We start from the raw sequence: 19,016 nt of genomic DNA, 5'->3' as shown, positions 1-19,016 counted from the left end.
GCGCAGGACGGGTACGCGGACTCTGGCGGCGGCCTCGCTCCCGTACGGACGGCGCGAACGGTATGACCGCTCAGCGGAACCCGTAGTAAAGGGAGTTGTGCGCGGTGTCCGGAAGGTAGAGCACGTCGTGACCGTCCGAGTCCTGTCGCACCGCGAGCCGGTCCGCGCTCACACCCGGCGCGGCGGACCGGGCGGCCCAGGCTCCATCCGCCGACTGCGTGGCGGAGAAGACCCGGTCGGTGCCGGAGGCGGTCACGTAGTAGATCCGCTTGCCGTCCGTCCCGTCCCAGGTGATGCCGAGGGCGGCCGAGGTCTGCCCGCCGGCGTACACGGTCTTCCTGACCCAGCCGCTGCCGCTCGGATAGGCGTAGTACACGCGGAAATGGCCGCCGCTGTCGGCCGAGCGGTAGCGGTGGGCGACCTTCGGGGTGGAGCCGTCGAGGGTGAGTTTGGCGCTCTGCACCGCGGGGCCGGTGTACGCGTTGTCGGTGCTCCACTCCTCGCCCGGGGTGAGGTCCTGGACGACGTCGGAGGTGGCGGGCGTGAGCGGGGTGGTGACGGCCGTGCCCGTGCTGTCGGTGAAGGAGCCGGTCGCCGGGTCGTAGGCCAGATACGAGAGCTGGTGGCGGAACGCGGTCGCCGGTGCCTTCGCCCACTCGTAGAGGAGGTGTACGCGGCCGGAGGCGTCCACCGTGATGTCATCGGGGTACACGGACCGGTCCGGCGCACCCGCGAAGGTCGCGACGACGCTCCAGCGGGAGCCGGCGTCGTCCCACCGGTACAGCCTGCCGGGGCGCTGGTCGGAGCCCGTGCCGACGCGGGCGGCCAGATACAGGTCGCCGTTGGGCGCGGTGGTGACGACCGGGTAGGTGATGCCCGTGCCCTGGTCGGGCAGTTCGGACGCGTGGTCGGTGACGGCGCCGCCGGGGGCCTCGGTGCGGAAGTAGCGCCAGGTGTCGGCGTGCATGGAGGTGAAGACGTGCAGGCGGCCACTGCCGTCGCGGGCGACCGACGGCTGGTTGTGGCCGTTGTCGTCGGGGAACTCGGCCCGCTGCCCGTCGCTGTCCAGCAGCGGCAGCAGGCTCCAGACCCCGTCCGGGTCGCGCCGTGCGACGGCGGGCCGGTGCGTCGCGGCCGTCGAGCCCGGCTCGTTGAAGGCGAAGTACGTGTACTGGCCGCGGCCCTTGTACGTGGCGACCGGCGTCCACCAGGCGGCCTGGTTCGACGAGTCCATCGCGTACGGGACCTTCTCGATCACCGTCGCCGCGGCTGCGGTGCTCTGCGCGGTGCCGGCTCCGGCGGCCGGGGCGGGCAGGAGAAGGGCGGCCAGAGCCGTGGCCGAGACGGCGTACGTGCGTAGCGTGGGACGTCGCAAGACGATCTCCTTCGCGGGTGCGGGTGCGGGTGCGGGTGCGGGTGCGGAGACGGGCGAGGGTGCGGAGGCGGCGCGGACGGCGGCGGCTCCGGGGCGTGTTCCGGGGCGGGTTCCGGGAGTCCCGCCTTTCCGGGGCCGGCCGGCGTGGCCGCCGTACGGGGCCGGAGACGGAGCCGGGCCCGGCGGAGCGTGCGGCGTCCACCGGGCCCGGCCCACGGCGCCCGGCCTCAGCGCTTGATGAGTGCGGCGGCCTCCTCGCCGGCCTGCCTCATCGCGTCCTTCGGCTTCGTCCTGCCGACGAGGACGGCCTGCACCTGCTTGGCGACGGCCTCCTCGATCTGGGCGTTCTGCGCGAACTGCCAGAACGGGCTGCCGGTCGCCGTTCTGGTGATCTTCCGGGTCCACTCCGTGGTGAAGGTGTCCTTGACGACCTCGGGAGCGGCCAGCCCCGCGGTGGTCGACGGCGGCAGTGCGCGCGCGGCGAAGTACTCGGAGGTGGTGGCCCGGTCGGTGGTGGTGTGCAGCGCGAACTCGGTCGCCGCGTCCTGCCCCTTGCCCTTCACGATCGCGATCACGCCGCCCCACAGCAGCGCCTGCGGTGTGTCCCCGGCTCTGAGCACCGGACGCTCCATCGGCTGCATGGCGTCGGCCAGCGTCTTGTCCGCGGACTGGGCGGAGGTCACACCCTTGCCGATGATCGCGTCGTCGTAGAAGGCGGCCTTGCCCTGCCCGAACAGGGCGCGCGCGTCGAAGCGGTCCACGTCGGCGGCGATCAGCTTCTCGTCGTGCAGCTTCTTGTACCAGGTGACCGCGTCGACCGAGGCGTCGTCGCCTATCGTGACCTTCCCGCCGTCGAGCAGCTTGCAGCCGAAGGTCTGCATCCACGGGAAGATGTCCTTGAGCTGCGCGACCTTGGTGGCGGCGGCATACGGCACGACACCGCCGCCGAGCCCCTTCAGTTCCCGCAGCGCGGCCTCGAACTCCTCGACGGTGGCGGGGTGCTCCTTGATCCCGGCCTTCTCCAGGAGCTGGGAGTTGGCGATCACACCGATCGATCCGGTGTTCCACGGCAGCCCGTACTGCTTGCCGTCGTAGACGCCGCTGTTCAGCGCCACGTCCGTGTAGCCGCCCTGGCCGGCCACCGGTCCGAGGTCGGCCAGCTTGCCCATCTGCGCCATCGCGGCGAGCCAGGCGATGTCGAGGTGCACCGCCCCGGTCGTCTCCCCGCCGCCCAGCTTGAGGGTGAGCTGGCTCAGGTACTCGTTGTACGGGTAGGAGACCGCGCGGATCTTCGACTTCTCGGCCTTCTCCCATGCCGCGATGATCTTCTCGATCGAGGGCTTGGCGGCCTCCTCGTTGAGCGACCAGGAGGTGAAGTCGAAGTTCTTGGACTTCGGGTCCCCGCCGTTCGAGGGGGAGCCGGCGCCGGACGGCGCACAGGCGCCGAGCGCACCGGCGCCCGCCGCACCGAGCACGCCGATGCCGAACATGCGCAGCGCGCCGCGCCGGCTGATGCCAGAGGGGGTCATGATCTCTCCATGGGGGAGTGAGCGGGAAGGGAGGTACGTGAGGGCGCGGGAGGTTCCCGCGGGTTCAGCTCTTGACCGAACCGGCGGTCATGCCGCCGACGAGGTAGCGCTGCAGGAACATGAAGGCGACGATCACCGGGACGGACACCACGAGCGAGGCCGCCATCAGCTGGGGCCAGGCGGTCTGGAACTCGCCGATGTAGGTGGAGACGAGCCCCGGGGGAAGGGTCTGCTTCTCCTTGTCGGCCAGGGTCAGCGCGAAGATGAAGTCGTTCCAGCCGCGTACGAAGGCGAAGAGCCCTGCGGCGATCATGCCCGGCGCGGCCAGCGGCGCCACGATGGAGTGCAGCGTCCGCCACCGGGACGCGCCGTCGATGGCCGCCGCTTCCAGCAGGGCGTCCGGGATGGTGTCGAAGATGCCCTTCAGCATCCAGACGCACAGCGGCATGGTGAACGTGGTGAAGGAGAGCACCAGGGCGGTGTAGGTGTTGAGCATGCCGAAGCTGGAGAAGACGGCGTACAGCGTCACCAGCAGGAGCGCCTGGGGGAACATCTGGGAGGCCAGCACCAGGTGCATCAGCGACCGCCGCCCCCGGTAGCGGAACTTGGAGAACGAGTAGCCCATGTACGTGGCGACGACCACGCTCAGTACGGCGGTGACCGAGGCCACGACGAGCGAGTTGACCATGTACTTGATCAGCTGGTCGTTCTCGGCCAGGGCCGTGAAGTTGCCGAGGGTGAGGTCGGTGGGTATCAGCTTCGGCGGGAACTGGAAGGTCGACTCGGGGGTGCTCAGCGCGGTGGCGAGCAGCCAGTAGACCGGCAGCAGGCCGAAGGCGCCGATGACGGCGACCGCGCTCCAGGCGGCGATCCGCGAGCGCAGCAGGTCCTTGCGCATACGGCGCCTGGTGCGGTGCCCGGCCCGCGCGGCGGACGGCTGCGGCCGGCCGGCGGCGGACAGCGGGGTGGAGGTGGTGGAGGTCATCAGGCGTCGCCCTTCCGCTCGGTGATCCTGAGGTAGACGGCGACGAGGAGGAGCAGGAGCAGCATCCACAGTCCGCCCAGTGCGGTGGCCCGGCCGATGTCGAAGCCCTTGAAGGCGGTCTGGTACACGGCGGTGGCGAACGTCTCGGTGGTGCCGGCGGGCCCGCCGCCGGTGAGGACGTAGATGGTGTCGAAGTGCTGGAAGTTCCAGATGAACTCCAGCAGGAGCACGATCGATGCGACACCGCGGACCTGCGGCCAGGTGACGGCGAAGAAGCGCCGGACCGAGCCCGCCCCGTCCATCGAGGCCGCCTCGTGCAGCTCCTTGGGCACGGTCTGGAGACCGGCCAGGAGCATCACCATCATCCAGGGGAAGCTGGCCCAGGTCTTGGTGACGATGACGGCGAGCATCGCGGTGCCGGGCCGGCCGAGCCAGGCCACGGACTCGTCGATGATCCCGGTCTCCATGAGGACGCCGTTGAGCACCCCGTAGTTCGCGTTGAAGATCCACATCCAGAGGAAGGAGACCACCACGCCCGGGATCACCCAGGGGAACAGGAACAGGCCGCGCAGGAAGCCGCTTCCCTTGAGCCCGGTGTTCAGCGCGAGCGCGAGCGCGAAGCCGAGCACGAAGGGGACGAGCGTCGCGCCGACGGTGAAGACCAGCGTCTGCTCGAGGATGGCGAGGAGGTCGCCGTCCAGCCAGTAGGCGAAGTTGTCCAGGCCGACGAACTCCCGGCCGGGCAGCCGCAGGTCCTGCTCGAAGAAGCCGGTGAACAGCGCCGACAGCAGCGGATAGAAGATGATCGCCGCGAACAGGGCGAGCCCCGGTGCGGTCAGCAGCAGTGCGAACGCACCGTTGGAGAGCCGTCCTCCGGTCCGCCGGCGGGGTGGGGGCGCCTTCTGGGGAGGTGCGGCCGTACTCATGGTTCTGTCCTCTCAAACGGTGGCGGGAGTGCCGGGGCCCTGCGTGAACGTCGTCCCTGCTCCGATGGATGCAAGTTGCAGCATGCGGGATCGTTCTCCATATCGTGCGATGGCGTCAACCCTTTTGGTCGGTGAATCGCCGGTTCTGTGCGGAACCGGCGAACACGCTCCACCTGCACCGAACTTGCACTTCGGCTCACGGTGGCCAGGTCGGTGGCCGCAACCGGAACTTACAACGGATCCCACTGACTGAACAGTGGTTGCACGATATGGATGTGATGTACGTTCGAGGCCGCTCCGCTGTGGCGGGGAGTATCCGAGCTTCACACCAAGGAGGCCGCACCGTGCGGGAAGAAGAGGTCCATTACGACATCGCCGTGATCGGCGGTGGACTGGCGGGGACCTGCGCGGCCATCGCCGCGGCCCGGCTCGGCCGACGCGTCGCCCTGGTCAACAACCGGCCCGTCCTGGGCGGCAACGCCAGCAGCGAGATCCGCGTCTGGGTCTGCGGTGCCACCGCACACGGCGTGCACCGCTGGGCCCGGGAGACCGGGATCATGGGCGAGCTGTACACCGAGAACCAGTACCGCAACCCGGAGGGCAACCCCTACTACTGGGACCAGGTCGTCCTCGACGCCGTCCGCGCCGAACCGAACATCGACCTCTACCTCAACACCGACGTACGCGAGGTCGACGCGAGCGGCCCCGACGACAGCCGGGAGGTGCACTCCTGCACCGGCTGGATGATGGGCTCGGAGCGCCGCATCACCTTCCACGCGCGCCAGTTCCTCGACTGCACCGGGGACGGCCTGCTCGGCCACCTCGCCGGTGCCCGCTACCGCATAGGCCGCGAGGCCCGGACCGAGTTCGACGAGCCCTGGGCGCCGCCGGAGGCGGACCGGGCGCTGCTCGGCTCGACGATCCTCTTCCACAGCAGGGACGCGGGCCGGCCGGTGAAGTTCGTGCCGCCCTCCTACGCCAAGGACCTGTCGACCACACCCATCCTGCGCAACCGCATCCTGCGCACCGGGGACAACGGCTGCGACTACTGGTGGATCGAGTGGGGCGGCGAACTCGACACCGTCCACGACAACGAGCGTATCCGCGACGAACTCCAGGCCGTGATCATGGGCGTCTGGGACCACATCAAGAACTCCGGCCAGTTCCCGGACGCGGCGAACCTCACCCTGGAATGGGTCGGCAGCCTCCCCGGCAAGCGCGAGTACCGCCGCTTCCTCGGCGATTACGTCCTCACCCAGCAGGACATCCTCCAGCAGCGCCGGTTCGAGGACCGGATCGCCTTCGGCGGCTGGTCGGTCGACCTCCACCCCGTACAGGGCATGTACGCCGACGAGCCCGGCGCGCGCCAGCGCTACGCGGACGGCGTCTTCCACATCCCGCTGCGCTCCCTGTACTCGGCGAACGTCACCAACCTGCACTTCGCCGGACGCAACATCTCCGCCACCCACATCGCTTTCGGGGCCACCCGCGTCATGGCCACCTGCGCGACGCTCGGCGAGGCCGCGGGCACCGCCGCGGCCCTGTGCGTCGCCGAGGGCCTCACGCCGCGGGAACTCGCCACCGGACGAATGGAACTGGTGCACCGCACCCTGCTGCGCCAGGACGCCTCCGTGATCGGCCTCGCCGACGAGGACCCCGGCAACCTGGCGCGCACGGCCCGCGTCACGGCCTCCTCCTGCCTGACCCGGCTGGCCGCCGAACCCACGGAGGACGCGCCCGGCGCACCGTACCCCCTCACCCGCGACCTCGCCCTCCTGCTGCCGGTCGACCCCGCACTCGACACGGTCGACCTCCTCGTCCACGGCGCCCCGGACGGCCGGCCCCGCGAGCTCACCGTGGAACTGTGGAGCACGGGCCGCCCCGAGAACGCGGTACCCGCCGACCGCCTCCTCACGACCACCGTCACGGTCCCGGCCGGCGGCCCCCACTGGGTCACGGCCCGGTTCGGCCACCGCCCCGACGGCCCGCAGAACGCGATCCTCATCGTCCGGGCCTGCGAGGACACGGCCCTGGTCCTCCTCCCCGAACGCACCGACGGTGTCCTGGCCCTGCGCAGGAAGGCCGAGGGCGATGCGGCCGTCGACCACGACATCCCGGAGGAGGACGGACAGCTGGTCCTGGAATGGCAGGCCCGGGGCCTGCGCCGGCAGACCTTCGCCTTCCGGGCGGCCCCCGGCACCGAGGCGTTTCGCCCCGAACGGGCCGTGGGCGGATACCAGCGGCCCTACGGCGGCCCGCACATGTGGTCCTCCGCGCCGGAGGGCGGCACCGGCGGGCCGGAGGGCGACGCCGAATGGCTCCGCCTCGACTGGTCCGAAGAGCAGGAACTCACCGAGGTGCGCCTGGTGTTCGACGACGACGTCGACGAGTACCTCAACAACCTGCACCGCCACCGCACCCCGTACGAGGTCATGCCGGAACTCGTACGCGACTACCGCGTCCAGGGGCGCGACGCCGCCGGCGAGTGGCACACCCTCCTGACGGTGACGGACAACCGGCGCCGCCACCGGGTGCACGCACTGGAGGCCGAGGACGGCGGCCCCGTACGCACCGGGGCGCTACGGCTCGTGGTCGACGCGACGCACGGGGCACGGCGGGCGCATGTGATCGCCTTCAAGGCGTACGGCGCCTGACCGCACGGCGAAGGTCCGGTGGGGGCTGCACCGCCCCACCGGACCTTCGCCGTGCGCGTCAGAGCGCGCCGAGCGCCTGACTGATGGCGTCGGCGGCCTCGATGACCTCGCGTACGAGGGCGAGGCGCTGCTGCTCGGCGTCGGAACGGTCCCCGAGCACCGAGGTCGGGCCCCAGAGGGAGATGGCGGCGACGATGTCCCCCGAAGCGTCCCGGACGGGCGCGGCCAGGGACGCGCGGCCCAGGGCGCGCTCCTCGGCCTCTACGGCGTAACCGGTGCGCCGCACGGTGTCGATCTCGGCGTCGAGGAGGTCGTGGCTGGTGGTCGTGTACTCGGTGTGCGCGTCGAGCGGGTCCCCCAGCAGCCTGCGCCGCTCCTCGGGAGCCAGGCCGGTGAGCAGGCACTTGCCGATGCTCGTGGCGTGCAGCGGGGCGGTGTGCCCGGCCTGCGTATAGGACTTGGGGGCGCGTGTGCCCTCGAAATTGCACAGGAACATCAGCTCGCCACCGCGGCGTACGGCCACGTTGGCCCCGAGCCCGGTGCGGGTGGCGAGGCCCTGGAGCACCATGCGGGCGGCCCGGTGCACCGGGTGGCGGTTGGTGGCGGTGGCGGCCAGGGGGAGAAGGCCGAGGCTGAGCCGGTAGAGGTTGCTGACCGGATCGCGTTCGACCATGTCGAGGCGCTCCAGGGTGGACAGCAGGCGGGAGGTGGTCGAGGAGCCCAGCCCGGTGAGTTCGGCGACGTCGGAGACACGGAGTTCGGGCCGGCCGGAGTCGAGTGCGCGCAGCACCGAGACCGCTCGTTCGACGCTCTGGTTCGTCCCGGCATCAGTCGCCCGCGTAGCCATGGCCCTCCTCGTTCTGCAAATCCCTTGCACAATCTGCATCACTCTATCGCGCATGATCGGCCCCCGTCCCTGGAATCGGCGACCGGGACAGTTCCGCGACGCCCTGCGGGCCGGGCGCCGGTGGCGTCGCGGAACTGCCGTGTCACGGGGCGGGAATCGCGGAGCGTCCCGGCCCGGCGGATCCGGCCGCGCGGGAGGCGGTCAGGCGGTGGGGCCCGGCACCACGGGACCCGCCCCCGCCAGGAAGCGCCGCTGGGCCTCCTCCAGGGCCGCCGTCTCGGCTGGCTCGCCCGGGTGGTCGAAGTGTCCCGCCCGCAGGACGAAGAGTTCGCGCGGTCCGGCCAGCGCGTTGTACACCGCGAACTGCCCCGGCGGGGGCACCGACGGGTCGAACAGGGCGGCACCCACATGAACGGGGATACGGAGGTGCCGGGCCGCCGTCGCGGCGTCGAAGTACGCCAGGACGTCCAGCACCGGGGCCCCCTCGGCGAGCCGCGTACGCACCGACTCCCCGCTGCCCGTGCACGGCAGCGTCACCCGCAGCGGATGGTTCCCGAAGGTCGGCACCGTGAGGCCGGCGGCATGGAAACGGTCGTCCCAGGGGAGAGCCAGCGCACCGATGCCGCCGCCGAAACTCGTGCCCAGGTACGTCAGCCGTCCGCCGGCCTCCGGCACCAGCCGCCGCAGTGCGGTGGCCGCGCACCAGACATCCGCCACGCACCCGCCTATGAGGTACGACTCCCGGGAGCCGATGCCGTGCAGCACGTGCCCCGCCGAATTCGAGGGAACGCCGGGCAGCAGGCTCCGTGTTCCGAGGCCGCGCAGGCAGGGCCAGATGGTCGCGGTACCCGGCGGGGGCTGCCGGGGGTCCGGGGCCGCGCGGCCCCCGTATCCGTGGGTCGCCACACAGCCCTGCGTGACGGGGCCGTCGGCGGGGACGGTCAGCCACCCGCCGATACGGACGCCGTCGGCGGACGTGTACGAGATGTCCGCGACCCGCACGCCGTCCACCGTGGTCCACGGGCCCTCGATCCGGGGCGCCGGATCGACGCGCAGCGCACTCGCGTAGCGCTCCCGCCAGAAGCCGGCGAAGTCGTCCGGGCCGGGCGGGGCCTCCACCGCGAGGAGGCGCGGCAGATCGTATCCGTGGGTCGGATCGAAGGGGAAATCGTGGGGGAGCGGGCTGAGTTCACTGCCGTCCGGCGTGAGCGGATGGGTGGACAAGATCTCTCCTTGTTCGGTGTACGAAGTGACCGGCACGCCTCCGCTGAGCGGTCCCCGGCAGGGCGTGCCCCGTTCTGCCGGGGCGGGCCTGCCCCATCGGCTCGACGGTCACGTCCCGCGGGGCGCGGTGCGGTCACGGCGGCTGTTTCGACGAAGAGGGCGGCCGGCCGGTCCGGCGGCGCCGGCGCGGAAGGGAGCGGGACGACGACGGTCCGCCGTCCGGTCCCCCGGTTCAGGCCGGACGGCCACGGCCGCCGGGCCGCTGCGCGGGCCGCGGAACCCCGGCCTGACGCGGCCCGGTCCGCAGACCCGCGCCCGGCGCGGGAAATCGGTGCACAACGGCTTCGCCTCGCTCTGTCGCCGGCCATCGGCCCGAGGACCTCACATGCCCGCCGGCGGAACCCCCGTCGCGATCATCATCGCCCGCGAGACCATACGGCGGTTGACCCGTGTCCTGCAACAGGCGGCGGCAGGGTGCTCCGGCCCGGACTCCCCTTCGGTACTGGCCGGTGGTCCGGCCGCGCGGAGTGCGGCGGTCCGGGGCGAGGGCGGGACGGCCGCCGGGAGGCCGCCCCGCGAGGTGCGGCCACGCTGTGCCCGCGGTGGCGGCCTCGTCCCTGCGGTCCACATCCCGCCGGGGAAGCCGTGCCGTCCGCCGCCCCGGGCGGCGGTTCCCGGTCACCGGGGCGGGGCGGTGCCGTCCATGGCCGCCGGCCGTGGGGCGAAGGGCCCGTCCAGGGCCGCCCACTGCAGGAGCAGGACGGTCTTGCCGTCGGCGATGCGCCCGTCGCGGGTCATGGCGAGGGCTTCGGCGAAGGGCAGTTCGAGGACCTCGATGTCTTCACCCTCCTCCGCGACCCCGCCGCCGGTCCCGGTCCGGTCGGCGGGGGAGTAGGGGGCGGCGAAGAAGTGGAGCCGTTCGGTGACGGAACCGGGGCTCATGTAGGCGTCGAGGATGTGGGTGAGCGGGCCGAGGGAGACACCGAGTTCCTCGGCGGCCTCCCGGCGGATCGCGGTGGACGGGTCGTCCGCGTCGAGCAGGCCGGCGGCTGCTTCGACGAGCATCCCGTCGGGGTGGTCGTTGACATAGGCCGGGTAGCGGAACTGGCGGGTGAGCAGGACACGCCCGCGCCCGGTGTCGTAGGGCAGGACGACGGCTCCGTTGCCGCGGTCGTAGGTCTCGCGTGCCTGCGTCTCCCAGCGGCCGTCGCGGCGGCGGTAGTCGAAGGTGGTGCGGCGCAGGACGTGCCAGCCCCGGGAGGTCAGCTCGACGTCCCGGACCACGACGTCCGGATTGCGGTCGAGACCGCGCCCGGCCCGGTCGAGTCCGGTCCGGCCGCGATGGTCCGGCGTGTCCACGCCGGGGCGGGGTCTCACGCGGCCCCCCGCGGTGCGAGGGACGGGATCTCCGCGAGGTCGTGGTAGACGGGCAGGCCGAGGCGGTGCGCGGTGGCGACGTCCTGGTCGGCTCCGGCGGAGTCGCCGGGCAGACGCAGCACGGCGTCGCACCGGGCCAGCAGACGCTCGGCGGCCGGGTAGAGGACCTGGTCGGCGAGGGGGTCGGTGGGACCCGCGCCGGCTGAGCGCAGTACGGGCAGGGCGATCCATTCACCGATCACGGGCAGGTGGCCGGCTGCGAAGACGGGCCACGCGGCCGCTTCGAGGCGTGCGAGGTTGGCGGCCATGGCCTGCGGATCACCGTCGGTCCCGGAACGGTAGGGGCCGGCGATGAGGATGAGCATGGGTGTGTCGGTCATGGGCGCTACGATACATGCAGAAACGTGCAAGAACAGGAGAGAGTGCGGATGCTGGCTGCTGAACGGCGTGACCACCTGCTGGACCTGCTCGCCCGCCAGGGCAAGATCGTCGCCAAGGACGTCGCCGCGGAGCTGCGGATCTCCGAGGACAGTGTCCGGCGTGACCTGCGGGATCTGGCGAGCGAGGGACTGTGCCAACGGGTCTACGGCGGGGCGCTTCCCGTTTCGCCGGCCGTGGCGGACTACGGTGCCCGGCAGTCCGTGGCCCCGGACGGCAAGCGGAAGGTCGCCTCGGTGGCCGCCGGACTGGTGCGGCCCGGCGGCGTACTGATTCTCGACGGCGGCACCACCGCCCTGGCCGTCGTCCACGCGCTCCCGCGGGATCTGGCCTGCACCGTGATCACCCACAGCCCGCCGGTCGCCGCCGCGCTGCTCGATCACCCGAAGGCGGAGATCTTCATGCTCGGCGGCCGTGTCTTCAAGCACTCGGCGGTCGCCTGCGGCGCCGCCGCGGTCGAGGCCGCGCAGAACGTCTCCGCCGACCTCTTCCTCCTCGGCGTCACCGGTGTGCACCCCGAGGCCGGGCTCACCACCGGCGACGCCGAGGACGCCGCGATGAAACGCGCCCTCGCGGCGCGTGCCGCGGACACCTACGTCCTCGCCTCCTCGGAGAAGATCGGCACCGCCTCCCGCTTCCGGGTCCTCCCCTGGGGGGAGACCAGCGGTCTGATCACCGACAGGCCCCCGCACGACCCGGTGGTCGAACAGCTCACGGCTCGCGGGGTCGAAGTCCTGACGGCCGGCTGAGCACGACCGTCCGACTGAGCACGAAGCGGCCGGCCGGGCACGAAGCGCCGAGCGGGCGGGGACCGGCCGGCTGAGGGTGCCGTCGGCCGGTGCGCGGACGTGGCGGAACGCCGGGGGATGACCGCCCCGTGGTGGTCATCCCCCGGTCCGTCCCAGGAGGGCGAGGGCGGTCTCCGCGGCGGCGAGGTCCTGGGGGCCGATGCCGATGAGCTTGGCGACCGTGATGTCGTCCGGTGCCGTGCGGCCGGGGACCCGGCCGGCCAGGACCTCGCCGATCTCGCCGTCGATACGGTCCTCGCCCACCTCCCCGCGGGCGACGGCGCTGTGGATGTCCCCGTAGCGCAGGGCGAGTTCCCGGCTGTCGGCGAAGACCCGGGTGGCGCGCCGCAGGGCGGCGCCGTCGAGTTCGCGTTTGGCCGGGGCGTCGGCGCCGAGTGCGGTGATGTGCTGCCCGGGGCGCAGCCAGGAACCGAACAGGACGGGGTCGGGACCGGCGGTCGCGGTGACGACGATGTCGGACCGCTGTACGGCCTGTTCCGGGTCCGTGGTGGCGACGACCTCGGTGTGCGGGAGATCCCGGTCCAGGCGGGCGGCGAGGGCGGCCGCCCGGCCGTGGTCCCGGCCCCACACGCTGATCTGCCGGACCGGACGTACGAGGGTGAGTGCGTGAGCCTGCAGTCCGGCCTGCCTGCCGGTCCCCAGAACGGTGGCGCGAGCCGCGTCCGGGCGGGCCAGGGCGCGGGCGCAGACGGCTCCCGCCGCGGCCGTGCGGAGATCGGAGAGGTGGTGCTCGTCCTCCAGCAGGGCGGTGACGGCGCCGCTCCTCGCGTCGAAGAGGGCTACGAACCCGCCGCCCTCGGGCAGACCGCGCCTCCGGTTGCCGGGGAACCAGTTCGCGATCTTGACGAGGAAGTGGCTCCCCCCGGGCAGGTGGGCCGCCTTGATGTGGGAGTCCCCGCCGTCGGCCAGGGGGAGCACCATGACCGGCGCCTGGGCGCCGTCGGTGGTGCTGAACGCGCGGAAGGCTTCGGCCGTCGGCTCGATCAGATCGGCGAGACCCACGGCCGCGCGGATCCGGTCAGCGGTGTGGAGAGGGAAGTCGGGCACGGGAGATCCTCATTCGGGCAGGGTGTCCAGGATTCCCCTGGCCACCATGGTCACTTCGCCGCCGACCCGGACGTTGCGCAGGTCCTCGGGCCGGCCTTGCGGGAGGACGTCGAGCAGGCTCGGGCGGCCGGTGAAACGGCCCTGCCGCAGCGTGAACCCCTTCCCGGCCGGCACGATGCGGTGCCGGGCCAGATATGCCCCGGCGCAGCCGGCCGCGCTGCCGGTCGCGACGTCCTCCAGAACGCCGTCGTTGTTCCAGTGGCGGCCTTCCAGGGCCTCGACGTCGACCAGGTAGGCGAACTGCGCCCCGTGGCGGGCGATCAGCTCCGCGAAATCGCCGCGGACGATCCTCGCTCCGGACAGACCCCCCACCACCGGGACGATGAGGTAGCGCAGTCCGGTGGAGACGACCTCCAGGGGGAGGCCGGCGAGCGTCCCTTCCGGCAGGGACAGGGCCGCTGCGATCTCCGGCCTGTCCTGCTCCGGGACCGACCCGAGGAATTCCGGCTTCCCCTGGTCCAGCGCGGCGTGGTACCCGGCGGTTGTACGGCGGGTGGTCACCGGGACCGTCTTGTGGGGCAGCCGGAACCGCCAGTGCCGTACACCGACGTCTCCGGCGTGCTCGTGGTCTCCGGCGCGCTCGTGCAGGACGGCGGCGGCGCCCAGGACGGGGTGCCCGGCGAAGGGCAGTTCCTCGAAGAGGTCGAACACCCGGGCGTGGACTTCTCCCGGCTCCCCCGGACCTCCCGGTTCCCCGGCCCCTCCCGCCTCTCCCGGCACCTTCGCGCCGCTCAGGAAGATCGTTTCGAAGTGCCGGAGTTCCTGGCTGATCGCGAGCATCCGGGCGGAGGACAGGCCCGGGCTCTCGGGGAAGACGGCGAGGCTGTTGCCGGTGAACGCCTTGCCGGCGAACACGTCGACATGCCGATAGCCCAAGGGCGGATGGGCTTCCGGATGGGTGTGGTGGTGGATGGTCACAGGTCGAGGCTAGGAGGGACAGACCGTCTGGTCATGGTCCAATCCCGGTAAAGTGGCCCAGGAGATCTCCCCGCAGGGGAGGGAAACAGGCAGGAACAGGCAGAAGCGGGCAAGAAGATCCCGGCGAGGGGGTGCCTTCCGGTCCGGCGAGGCCTTGCGGCGGAGAAGAAGGCCGTGAGGGAGCCGTGGCGGGGAGCGGCGGCGCCACGAGGTGCGGCGGCGGGCCCGCCGGCCCGGCACGATCCGAACGAGAGGCCCCGGATGAACCGCTCTGTGCGACACGTCCCGGCGTCGCGGTTCCCCCGGCTGCTCGGCGACTGGCGCGCCGGCACCGGCCCGCTCGCGGAGCGGCTGGCCGTCGCCGTGGAGAAGGCCGTCCATGACGGCCGGCTGCCGTTGGAGTCGCGGCTTCCCGCCGAACGCCTCCTCGCCGGTGAACTCGGGGTCGCGAGGGGCACCGTGACGGCGTGCTACCAGATCCTGCGGGCCGAACAGCTGATCACCACCCGGACGGGCTCCGGCAGTACCACCTCCCTGCCGCCCCGGCTGCGTGACCGCCTCTCGCCGTGGGACAGCGACCGGGGCCGGGCGGGCAGGGACGGCACGGCCCTCGACCTGACCGTGGCGGAGCCCGCGGCGCCGTTCGACGAGCTGCTGCGGGCCGTACACGCCGCGGCCGACACCCTGCCCGCCACCCTTCTGCACGGCACCGCCGGCGGGGACGGGCCGTCGCCGCTGCACACCGCCATCGCCGACGCCCACCGCGCCCGGGGGGTCGCGGTCCACAGCGAGCACCTCCTGCTGACCAGCGGCGCCGACGCGGCACTGAACCTGCTCGCCGCCGCCCACCTGAGCCGGAGCAGCAGGGTCGTGCTGGACTCCCCGACCTATCCCGGTGCGCTCGCCGTGTTCCGTGCCGCCGGTGCCAGGCTGATCGCGCAGCCCCTCACCCCCAGCGGCTGGGACGTCCCCGCCCTCGACCGCACCCTCCGGGCGGTCCGGCCGTCCCTGGCCTATCTGATCCCGGACTTCCACAACCCCACCGGTCTGCTGATGGGGGACGAGGACCGGGAAGAGCTCCGTCACCGTCTGCGCGCCCACGACACCATGATCGTCTTCGACGAGACCATGCGGGACCTCGACCTGCGCGAGCCCGCCCTCCCGCCTCCCCGCGCGGTCACGGGCGCCGGTGACCGCAACGCCGTGTACGTGGGCTCCCTGAGCAAGTCCCTGTGGCCGGGCCTGCGGGTGGGGTGGATCCGGGCCCGCCCCGACGTCGTCCGCCGCCTGGCGGCGCTTCCTCTCGCGGCCGCTCTCGCCCCCTCGCCGTTCGACCGGCTCGTCGCGACCCGGCTCATGGAACACCAGGAGGCGGTCCTCGACCGGCGGCGCGCCCGGCTGCGTCTGCAGCGCGACCACCTGGTATCCCGCCTGTCCGGGCTGCCGTGGTGCCGCTTCCGGGTCCCGCAGGGCGGTCTGTCCCTGTGGCTCGAACTCCATGACACCGACTCCAGCCGGCTCGCCGCTCTCGCCGCCGCCCGCGGCCTCTCGCTCACGCCGGGCTTCCACTTCTCTCCCGACGGCGCGCTCGGCCGCTGGCTGAGGTTCCCCTTCACCCTCCCGCCGGAGGCGCTCGACACCGCGGTCGACAGACTCGCCGAGGCCCACGCCGCCCTGGAAGAGACCCGGTGACCGGCTCCCGTGACCCGGCCCGCGCATAAGGGCCGCACCGGAACGACAGTGCCCCGCGCCCCGGTGGCCGCACACGGCCCGGCGGGGGAGCGGCGCGGATCCGGTGGCCCTCCGGGCGGGCCGGGCCGTACCGCGTACCCGGACCGCACCGCGCACCCGGACCGCACTGTGTACCCGGGCCGGTCCGCGCGGGCCGGCCGGTGGTTCCTCACGCCGGCTCCGCGCCGGGCGTCCGGGGACCGGCGCCCCGGAGAGGGGCCGGCGGACCGTCCGCCAAGTTGCTCACACGCCCTCGGTCACCACCATTGCCGACGGTGACTCACCTCGCTATGTTAATTGAAAATCACATCTGAGCGACACGTCTCATCCCACATTGATCGCACAACTGGCAAGTCAGCGAAGGTGCTTAGCAACTGGCTGACCCATCAGGGAAGCAGGTAAGTCAATGGAAAATCTCAGCAGGAGGAAGATCCTGTCCCTCGGTGCCGCCCTCGGTCTCGCCGGTGCGGTGAACCCCGCCCAGGCGTGGGCGTCGACGGGGTCGGTGACCGGAACCGGCGCGGGGACCGGTCCGGAGTGGATCTGGGACGACCTGGCGGACCCTCTGATGGTCTCGATGCTCGAGAACGGTCATGTGCCGGCGATCAACACCGCGTGGGCGTCGTGGGTGAACAACAACGACCCGCTGCCCGGCGGACTGCCGGCCGAGTTCACCGCGTACCTTCAGCAGGTCAACCGGCTGCCCTCCTGGGCCGACCCCGCCAAGCTGGCCCGTGCCGCGGACTTCAACCGGCGCAAGGACACCTACCTGTTCATGCTGTACGGCCTCGGCAGCGGCATCATGAGCACCGTCATCCCGCGTGAGGCCAAGAGCGTCTACTGGTCCGCGGGCGGCGCGGACATGCAGGACCGCGCCGCCAAGACGTTCACGTTCGGCTACGACCTGGCCCAGCTGGGAGCGTTCAAGCCGACGGGCCAGTTCGTCGTCACCGCCAACAAGACGCGTGTGGTGCACGCCGCGGTGCGCCACCTGCTGCCGCAGTCGCCGCACTGGCGGGCGGTCGCCGACGAGACCATCCCGATCAGCGCCGCCGACATCCTGGTCACCTTCCACAGCCTGGGCACCTATGTGCACCGCAAGCTGCGCGAATGGAAGATCCCGTACCCGGCCGCGGACCAGGAGGCGTTCCTGCACTCGTGGCAGGTCGCGATCTACCTGCTCGGTGTCCCGTACGAGCACATCCCCAAGACCTGGGCGGCCGCGGAGGCGCAGTCGGCGCAGGTGCTCACCCCGATCCTCACACCGTCGACCGAGGGCATCGCACTGGCCGAGGAACTGCTCGGTCTGACCGCGCAGATCGACCTCGGTGTCACACGCGGGTTCCTGAACGAGTTCGTGCGCTACGTCCTCAGCGACGAGGTGGGCGACTGGCTGGGACTGAAACGCGACTACGTGTCGGCGGCCCTGGTCCGCACCGCGTGGCCGGCGTTCATCCTGTTCCGCGAAGGACTGTCGCCCGTGATGCCCGGCACCTTCTACATGTTCGACCAGCTGGTGCGCGGCCTGGCCATGCTGTTCCTCAACAAGGGAACCTCCGGGGGCACCACCCCCATCACGATCCCCACCGGCAACAGGGCCGCCTGAGCCGCCGGGCAGGACCCGGCCCGTGGCCCGCTCCGCGGCAGGCGGTTCACGGACCAGGTGCCGGGGTGCCGGGGCCCCGGCACCCCCGTCGCGCGCCGGGTCCGGCGGCCGTGTCAGAGACCCAGGGCACCTACGAGCAGAGCGGTCACGGCCGCACGCGGGCCGGGGCCGTCCTGCCATCGCAGCCGGCGCCCCGCCTCGACCGCCACACCGAACCCCGCGTGCACCAGCACCCTGGCCTGGCGCGGGTCCAGCTCCGGGCGGGCCAGCAGCAACTGCTGTTCCCATACGGCGATGTGCTCCCGTTGCGCGAGGACCAGGGGCCGCCGCAGACCGGCCGGCAGACCGGCGACCTCCGCCTCGGCGACACTGTTGAGCTCGGTGTGCTCGAAGCAGTAGGCCACATACGTCGACGCCAGCGCGACGACGGCGTCGTACGGGCCGGCCACCTCGTGCAGACTCCGCTCCACCCCCTGGGCCAGCAGCGCCGCCGCCTGGAGGCACGCCGCCACCAGGATGTCCAGCTTGCCGGGGTAGTGGCGGTAGAGCGCGGACGGCGTCAGCCCCACCGCCTCCGCGATCTGCCCGTTCGTGACACTGGCGAACCCGTCCCGGGCGAACAGGGGGACGGAGGCCGCCAGGATCTGTGCGCGCCGCGTGCGCGGCACCGGCTGGGCGGGCAGTTCGACGGGGAGCGTGCCCACCCGGCCTGCAGCGGGATCGGTCGCGGCCACGCGCAGCGCGGACGCCAGCAGCAGGCTCTCGGCCCGGCGCTGGGCGATGGAGGTGCGATGCATCGTGACGGAACCGATCGCGCCGAGGGCCGCCACGGCCCGCAACCGCCCGTCGGCCAGGGGCCGCTCCCTCTGCACCGCCTCGTCGACCCGCCCGACGAGGCGGCCGAACTTCACCTTGAGGCGCCGCCGGTCCTCGTGGCTGAGGTAGCGGGCCTCCCACCGGTAGACGCCGCCCGACGCGCGATGTGCGACGGTGACCCGGGTGACGGCGGTGAGCACATCCGTCAGGGCCGCCCCGGGCGGCACCTCGTCGAGGGCGGCGGCCAGCCCGTCCACCATGACGTCGGCGCACTCGGCGAACAGCGCGTACTTGTTGGGGAAATGCCGGTACAGGGCCGCCGCGGTGATCCCCACCCCGGCGGCGATCTCCTCCATGGACGCCGTGTGGTAACCGCGCTCGCTGAAGACCCGGCCGGCCGCCTCGACGATGAGCTGCTTGCGGTTGCGGGGCCTGGAGGCCGAGGTCGCGGCCGAACGGGCGGAAGCGGGGGCGGGGGCCATGTGAATCAGTCAATCACACACCGTCAGGAGACCGGGCTCCCTCGGCACGGACCGCCCGGGACGTGATTCCCGGATCACTTCCCCGCTCTCCGCCCGGTACGGTGCGAACGGCTGGAACCTGCCACCGGCGTCCCGGTATCCCGGCGTCCCGGTATCCAGGTATCCCGGCCACCCGGTACGACCGCTCCCGGT

At 72.3% G+C, this 19,016-nt stretch carries 15 protein-coding genes; 4 read left to right on the top strand and 11 right to left on the bottom strand.

Annotated features, from left to right (window positions below; all coding sequences use genetic code 11):
* Positions 1-70: 70 nt before the first annotated feature.
* The 4 genes from CP967_RS01705 to CP967_RS01690 form a co-directional block, all read right to left on the bottom strand.
* Complete coding sequence (locus CP967_RS01705) at positions 71-1,375, bottom strand: BNR-4 repeat-containing protein (RefSeq protein ID WP_150486203.1); 1,305 nt, start codon at positions 1,373-1,375, stop codon at positions 71-73.
* 227 nt (positions 1,376-1,602) lie between these two features.
* Complete coding sequence (locus tag CP967_RS01700; protein ID WP_150486202.1) at positions 1,603-2,904, bottom strand: extracellular solute-binding protein; 1,302 nt, start codon at positions 2,902-2,904, stop codon at positions 1,603-1,605.
* Positions 2,905-2,968: 64 nt separating this feature from the next.
* Positions 2,969-3,889 carry a carbohydrate ABC transporter permease gene (locus CP967_RS01695; RefSeq protein WP_150486201.1) on the bottom strand — a complete coding sequence of 307 codons (921 nt, stop codon included), beginning with the start codon at positions 3,887-3,889 and terminating at the stop codon, positions 2,969-2,971.
* The gene (locus CP967_RS01690; RefSeq protein ID WP_150486200.1) at positions 3,889-4,815 is read right to left on the bottom strand and encodes a carbohydrate ABC transporter permease; all 927 of its coding nucleotides are present in this window, start codon (positions 4,813-4,815) and stop codon (positions 3,889-3,891) included. The genes CP967_RS01695 and CP967_RS01690 overlap by 1 nt, the downstream gene beginning before the upstream one ends.
* Positions 4,816-5,159: 344 nt before the next feature.
* Between CP967_RS01690 and CP967_RS01685 the strand changes: the two genes are divergently transcribed.
* Positions 5,160-7,469, top strand: a complete 2,310-nt coding sequence (locus CP967_RS01685; protein ID WP_150486199.1) for an FAD-dependent oxidoreductase — start codon at positions 5,160-5,162, stop codon at positions 7,467-7,469.
* Between the two features lie 58 nt (positions 7,470-7,527).
* On the opposite strand, the gene CP967_RS01680 is transcribed toward CP967_RS01685, so the two are convergent.
* The 4 genes from CP967_RS01680 to CP967_RS01665 form a co-directional block, all read right to left on the bottom strand.
* Entirely contained in the window at positions 7,528-8,316 is a 789-nt protein-coding gene (locus tag CP967_RS01680) for an IclR family transcriptional regulator (protein WP_150486198.1), read from the bottom strand.
* Positions 8,317-8,517: 201 nt separating this feature from the next.
* On the bottom strand, positions 8,518-9,540 hold the full coding sequence (locus tag CP967_RS01675) for an acetylxylan esterase (protein WP_150486197.1): 1,023 nt from the start codon (positions 9,538-9,540) through the stop codon (positions 8,518-8,520).
* 678 nt (positions 9,541-10,218) lie between these two features.
* Complete coding sequence (locus tag CP967_RS01670) at positions 10,219-10,917, bottom strand: NUDIX domain-containing protein (protein ID WP_150486196.1); 699 nt, start codon at positions 10,915-10,917, stop codon at positions 10,219-10,221.
* Positions 10,914-11,297, bottom strand: a complete 384-nt coding sequence (locus CP967_RS01665) for a DUF4406 domain-containing protein (protein ID WP_167535307.1) — start codon at positions 11,295-11,297, stop codon at positions 10,914-10,916. The genes CP967_RS01670 and CP967_RS01665 overlap by 4 nt, the downstream gene beginning before the upstream one ends.
* 48 nt (positions 11,298-11,345) lie before the next feature.
* Between CP967_RS01665 and CP967_RS01660 the strand changes: the two genes are divergently transcribed.
* A complete protein-coding gene (locus CP967_RS01660; protein WP_167535306.1) occupies positions 11,346-12,104 on the top strand; it encodes a DeoR/GlpR family DNA-binding transcription regulator in 759 nt (252 codons plus the stop codon).
* Positions 12,105-12,239: 135 nt separating this feature from the next.
* Here CP967_RS01660 and CP967_RS01655 read toward each other — a convergent pair whose 3' ends face one another.
* Both CP967_RS01655 and CP967_RS01650 read right to left on the bottom strand, forming a co-directional pair.
* Positions 12,240-13,211, bottom strand: a complete 972-nt coding sequence (locus CP967_RS01655; RefSeq protein WP_150486195.1) for an ornithine cyclodeaminase family protein — start codon at positions 13,209-13,211, stop codon at positions 12,240-12,242.
* Between the two features lie 9 nt (positions 13,212-13,220).
* A complete protein-coding gene (locus CP967_RS01650) occupies positions 13,221-14,189 on the bottom strand; it encodes a PhzF family phenazine biosynthesis protein (RefSeq protein ID WP_229888589.1) in 969 nt (322 codons plus the stop codon).
* A gap of 261 nt (positions 14,190-14,450) precedes the next feature.
* Between CP967_RS01650 and CP967_RS01645 the strand changes: the two genes are divergently transcribed.
* Positions 14,451-15,881, top strand: a complete 1,431-nt coding sequence (locus CP967_RS01645) for an aminotransferase-like domain-containing protein (protein WP_150486194.1) — start codon at positions 14,451-14,453, stop codon at positions 15,879-15,881.
* Positions 15,882-16,326: 445 nt separating this feature from the next.
* Positions 16,327-17,526: an oxygenase MpaB family protein gene (locus tag CP967_RS01640; protein WP_150486193.1), complete on the top strand. Its 1,200-nt coding sequence runs from the start codon at positions 16,327-16,329 to the stop codon at positions 17,524-17,526.
* Between the two features lie 113 nt (positions 17,527-17,639).
* On the opposite strand, the gene CP967_RS01635 is transcribed toward CP967_RS01640, so the two are convergent.
* Positions 17,640-18,824: a TetR/AcrR family transcriptional regulator gene (locus tag CP967_RS01635; protein WP_150486192.1), complete on the bottom strand. Its 1,185-nt coding sequence runs from the start codon at positions 18,822-18,824 to the stop codon at positions 17,640-17,642.
* Between the last annotated feature and the right edge of the window lie 192 nt (positions 18,825-19,016).

The sequence above is a fragment of the Streptomyces nitrosporeus genome (genome assembly GCF_008704555.1).
In the GTDB taxonomy this organism is placed as follows: Bacteria; Actinomycetota; Actinomycetes; order Streptomycetales; family Streptomycetaceae; genus Streptomyces; species Streptomyces nitrosporeus.
This window is presented reverse-complemented; position numbering and strand designations above follow the sequence as displayed.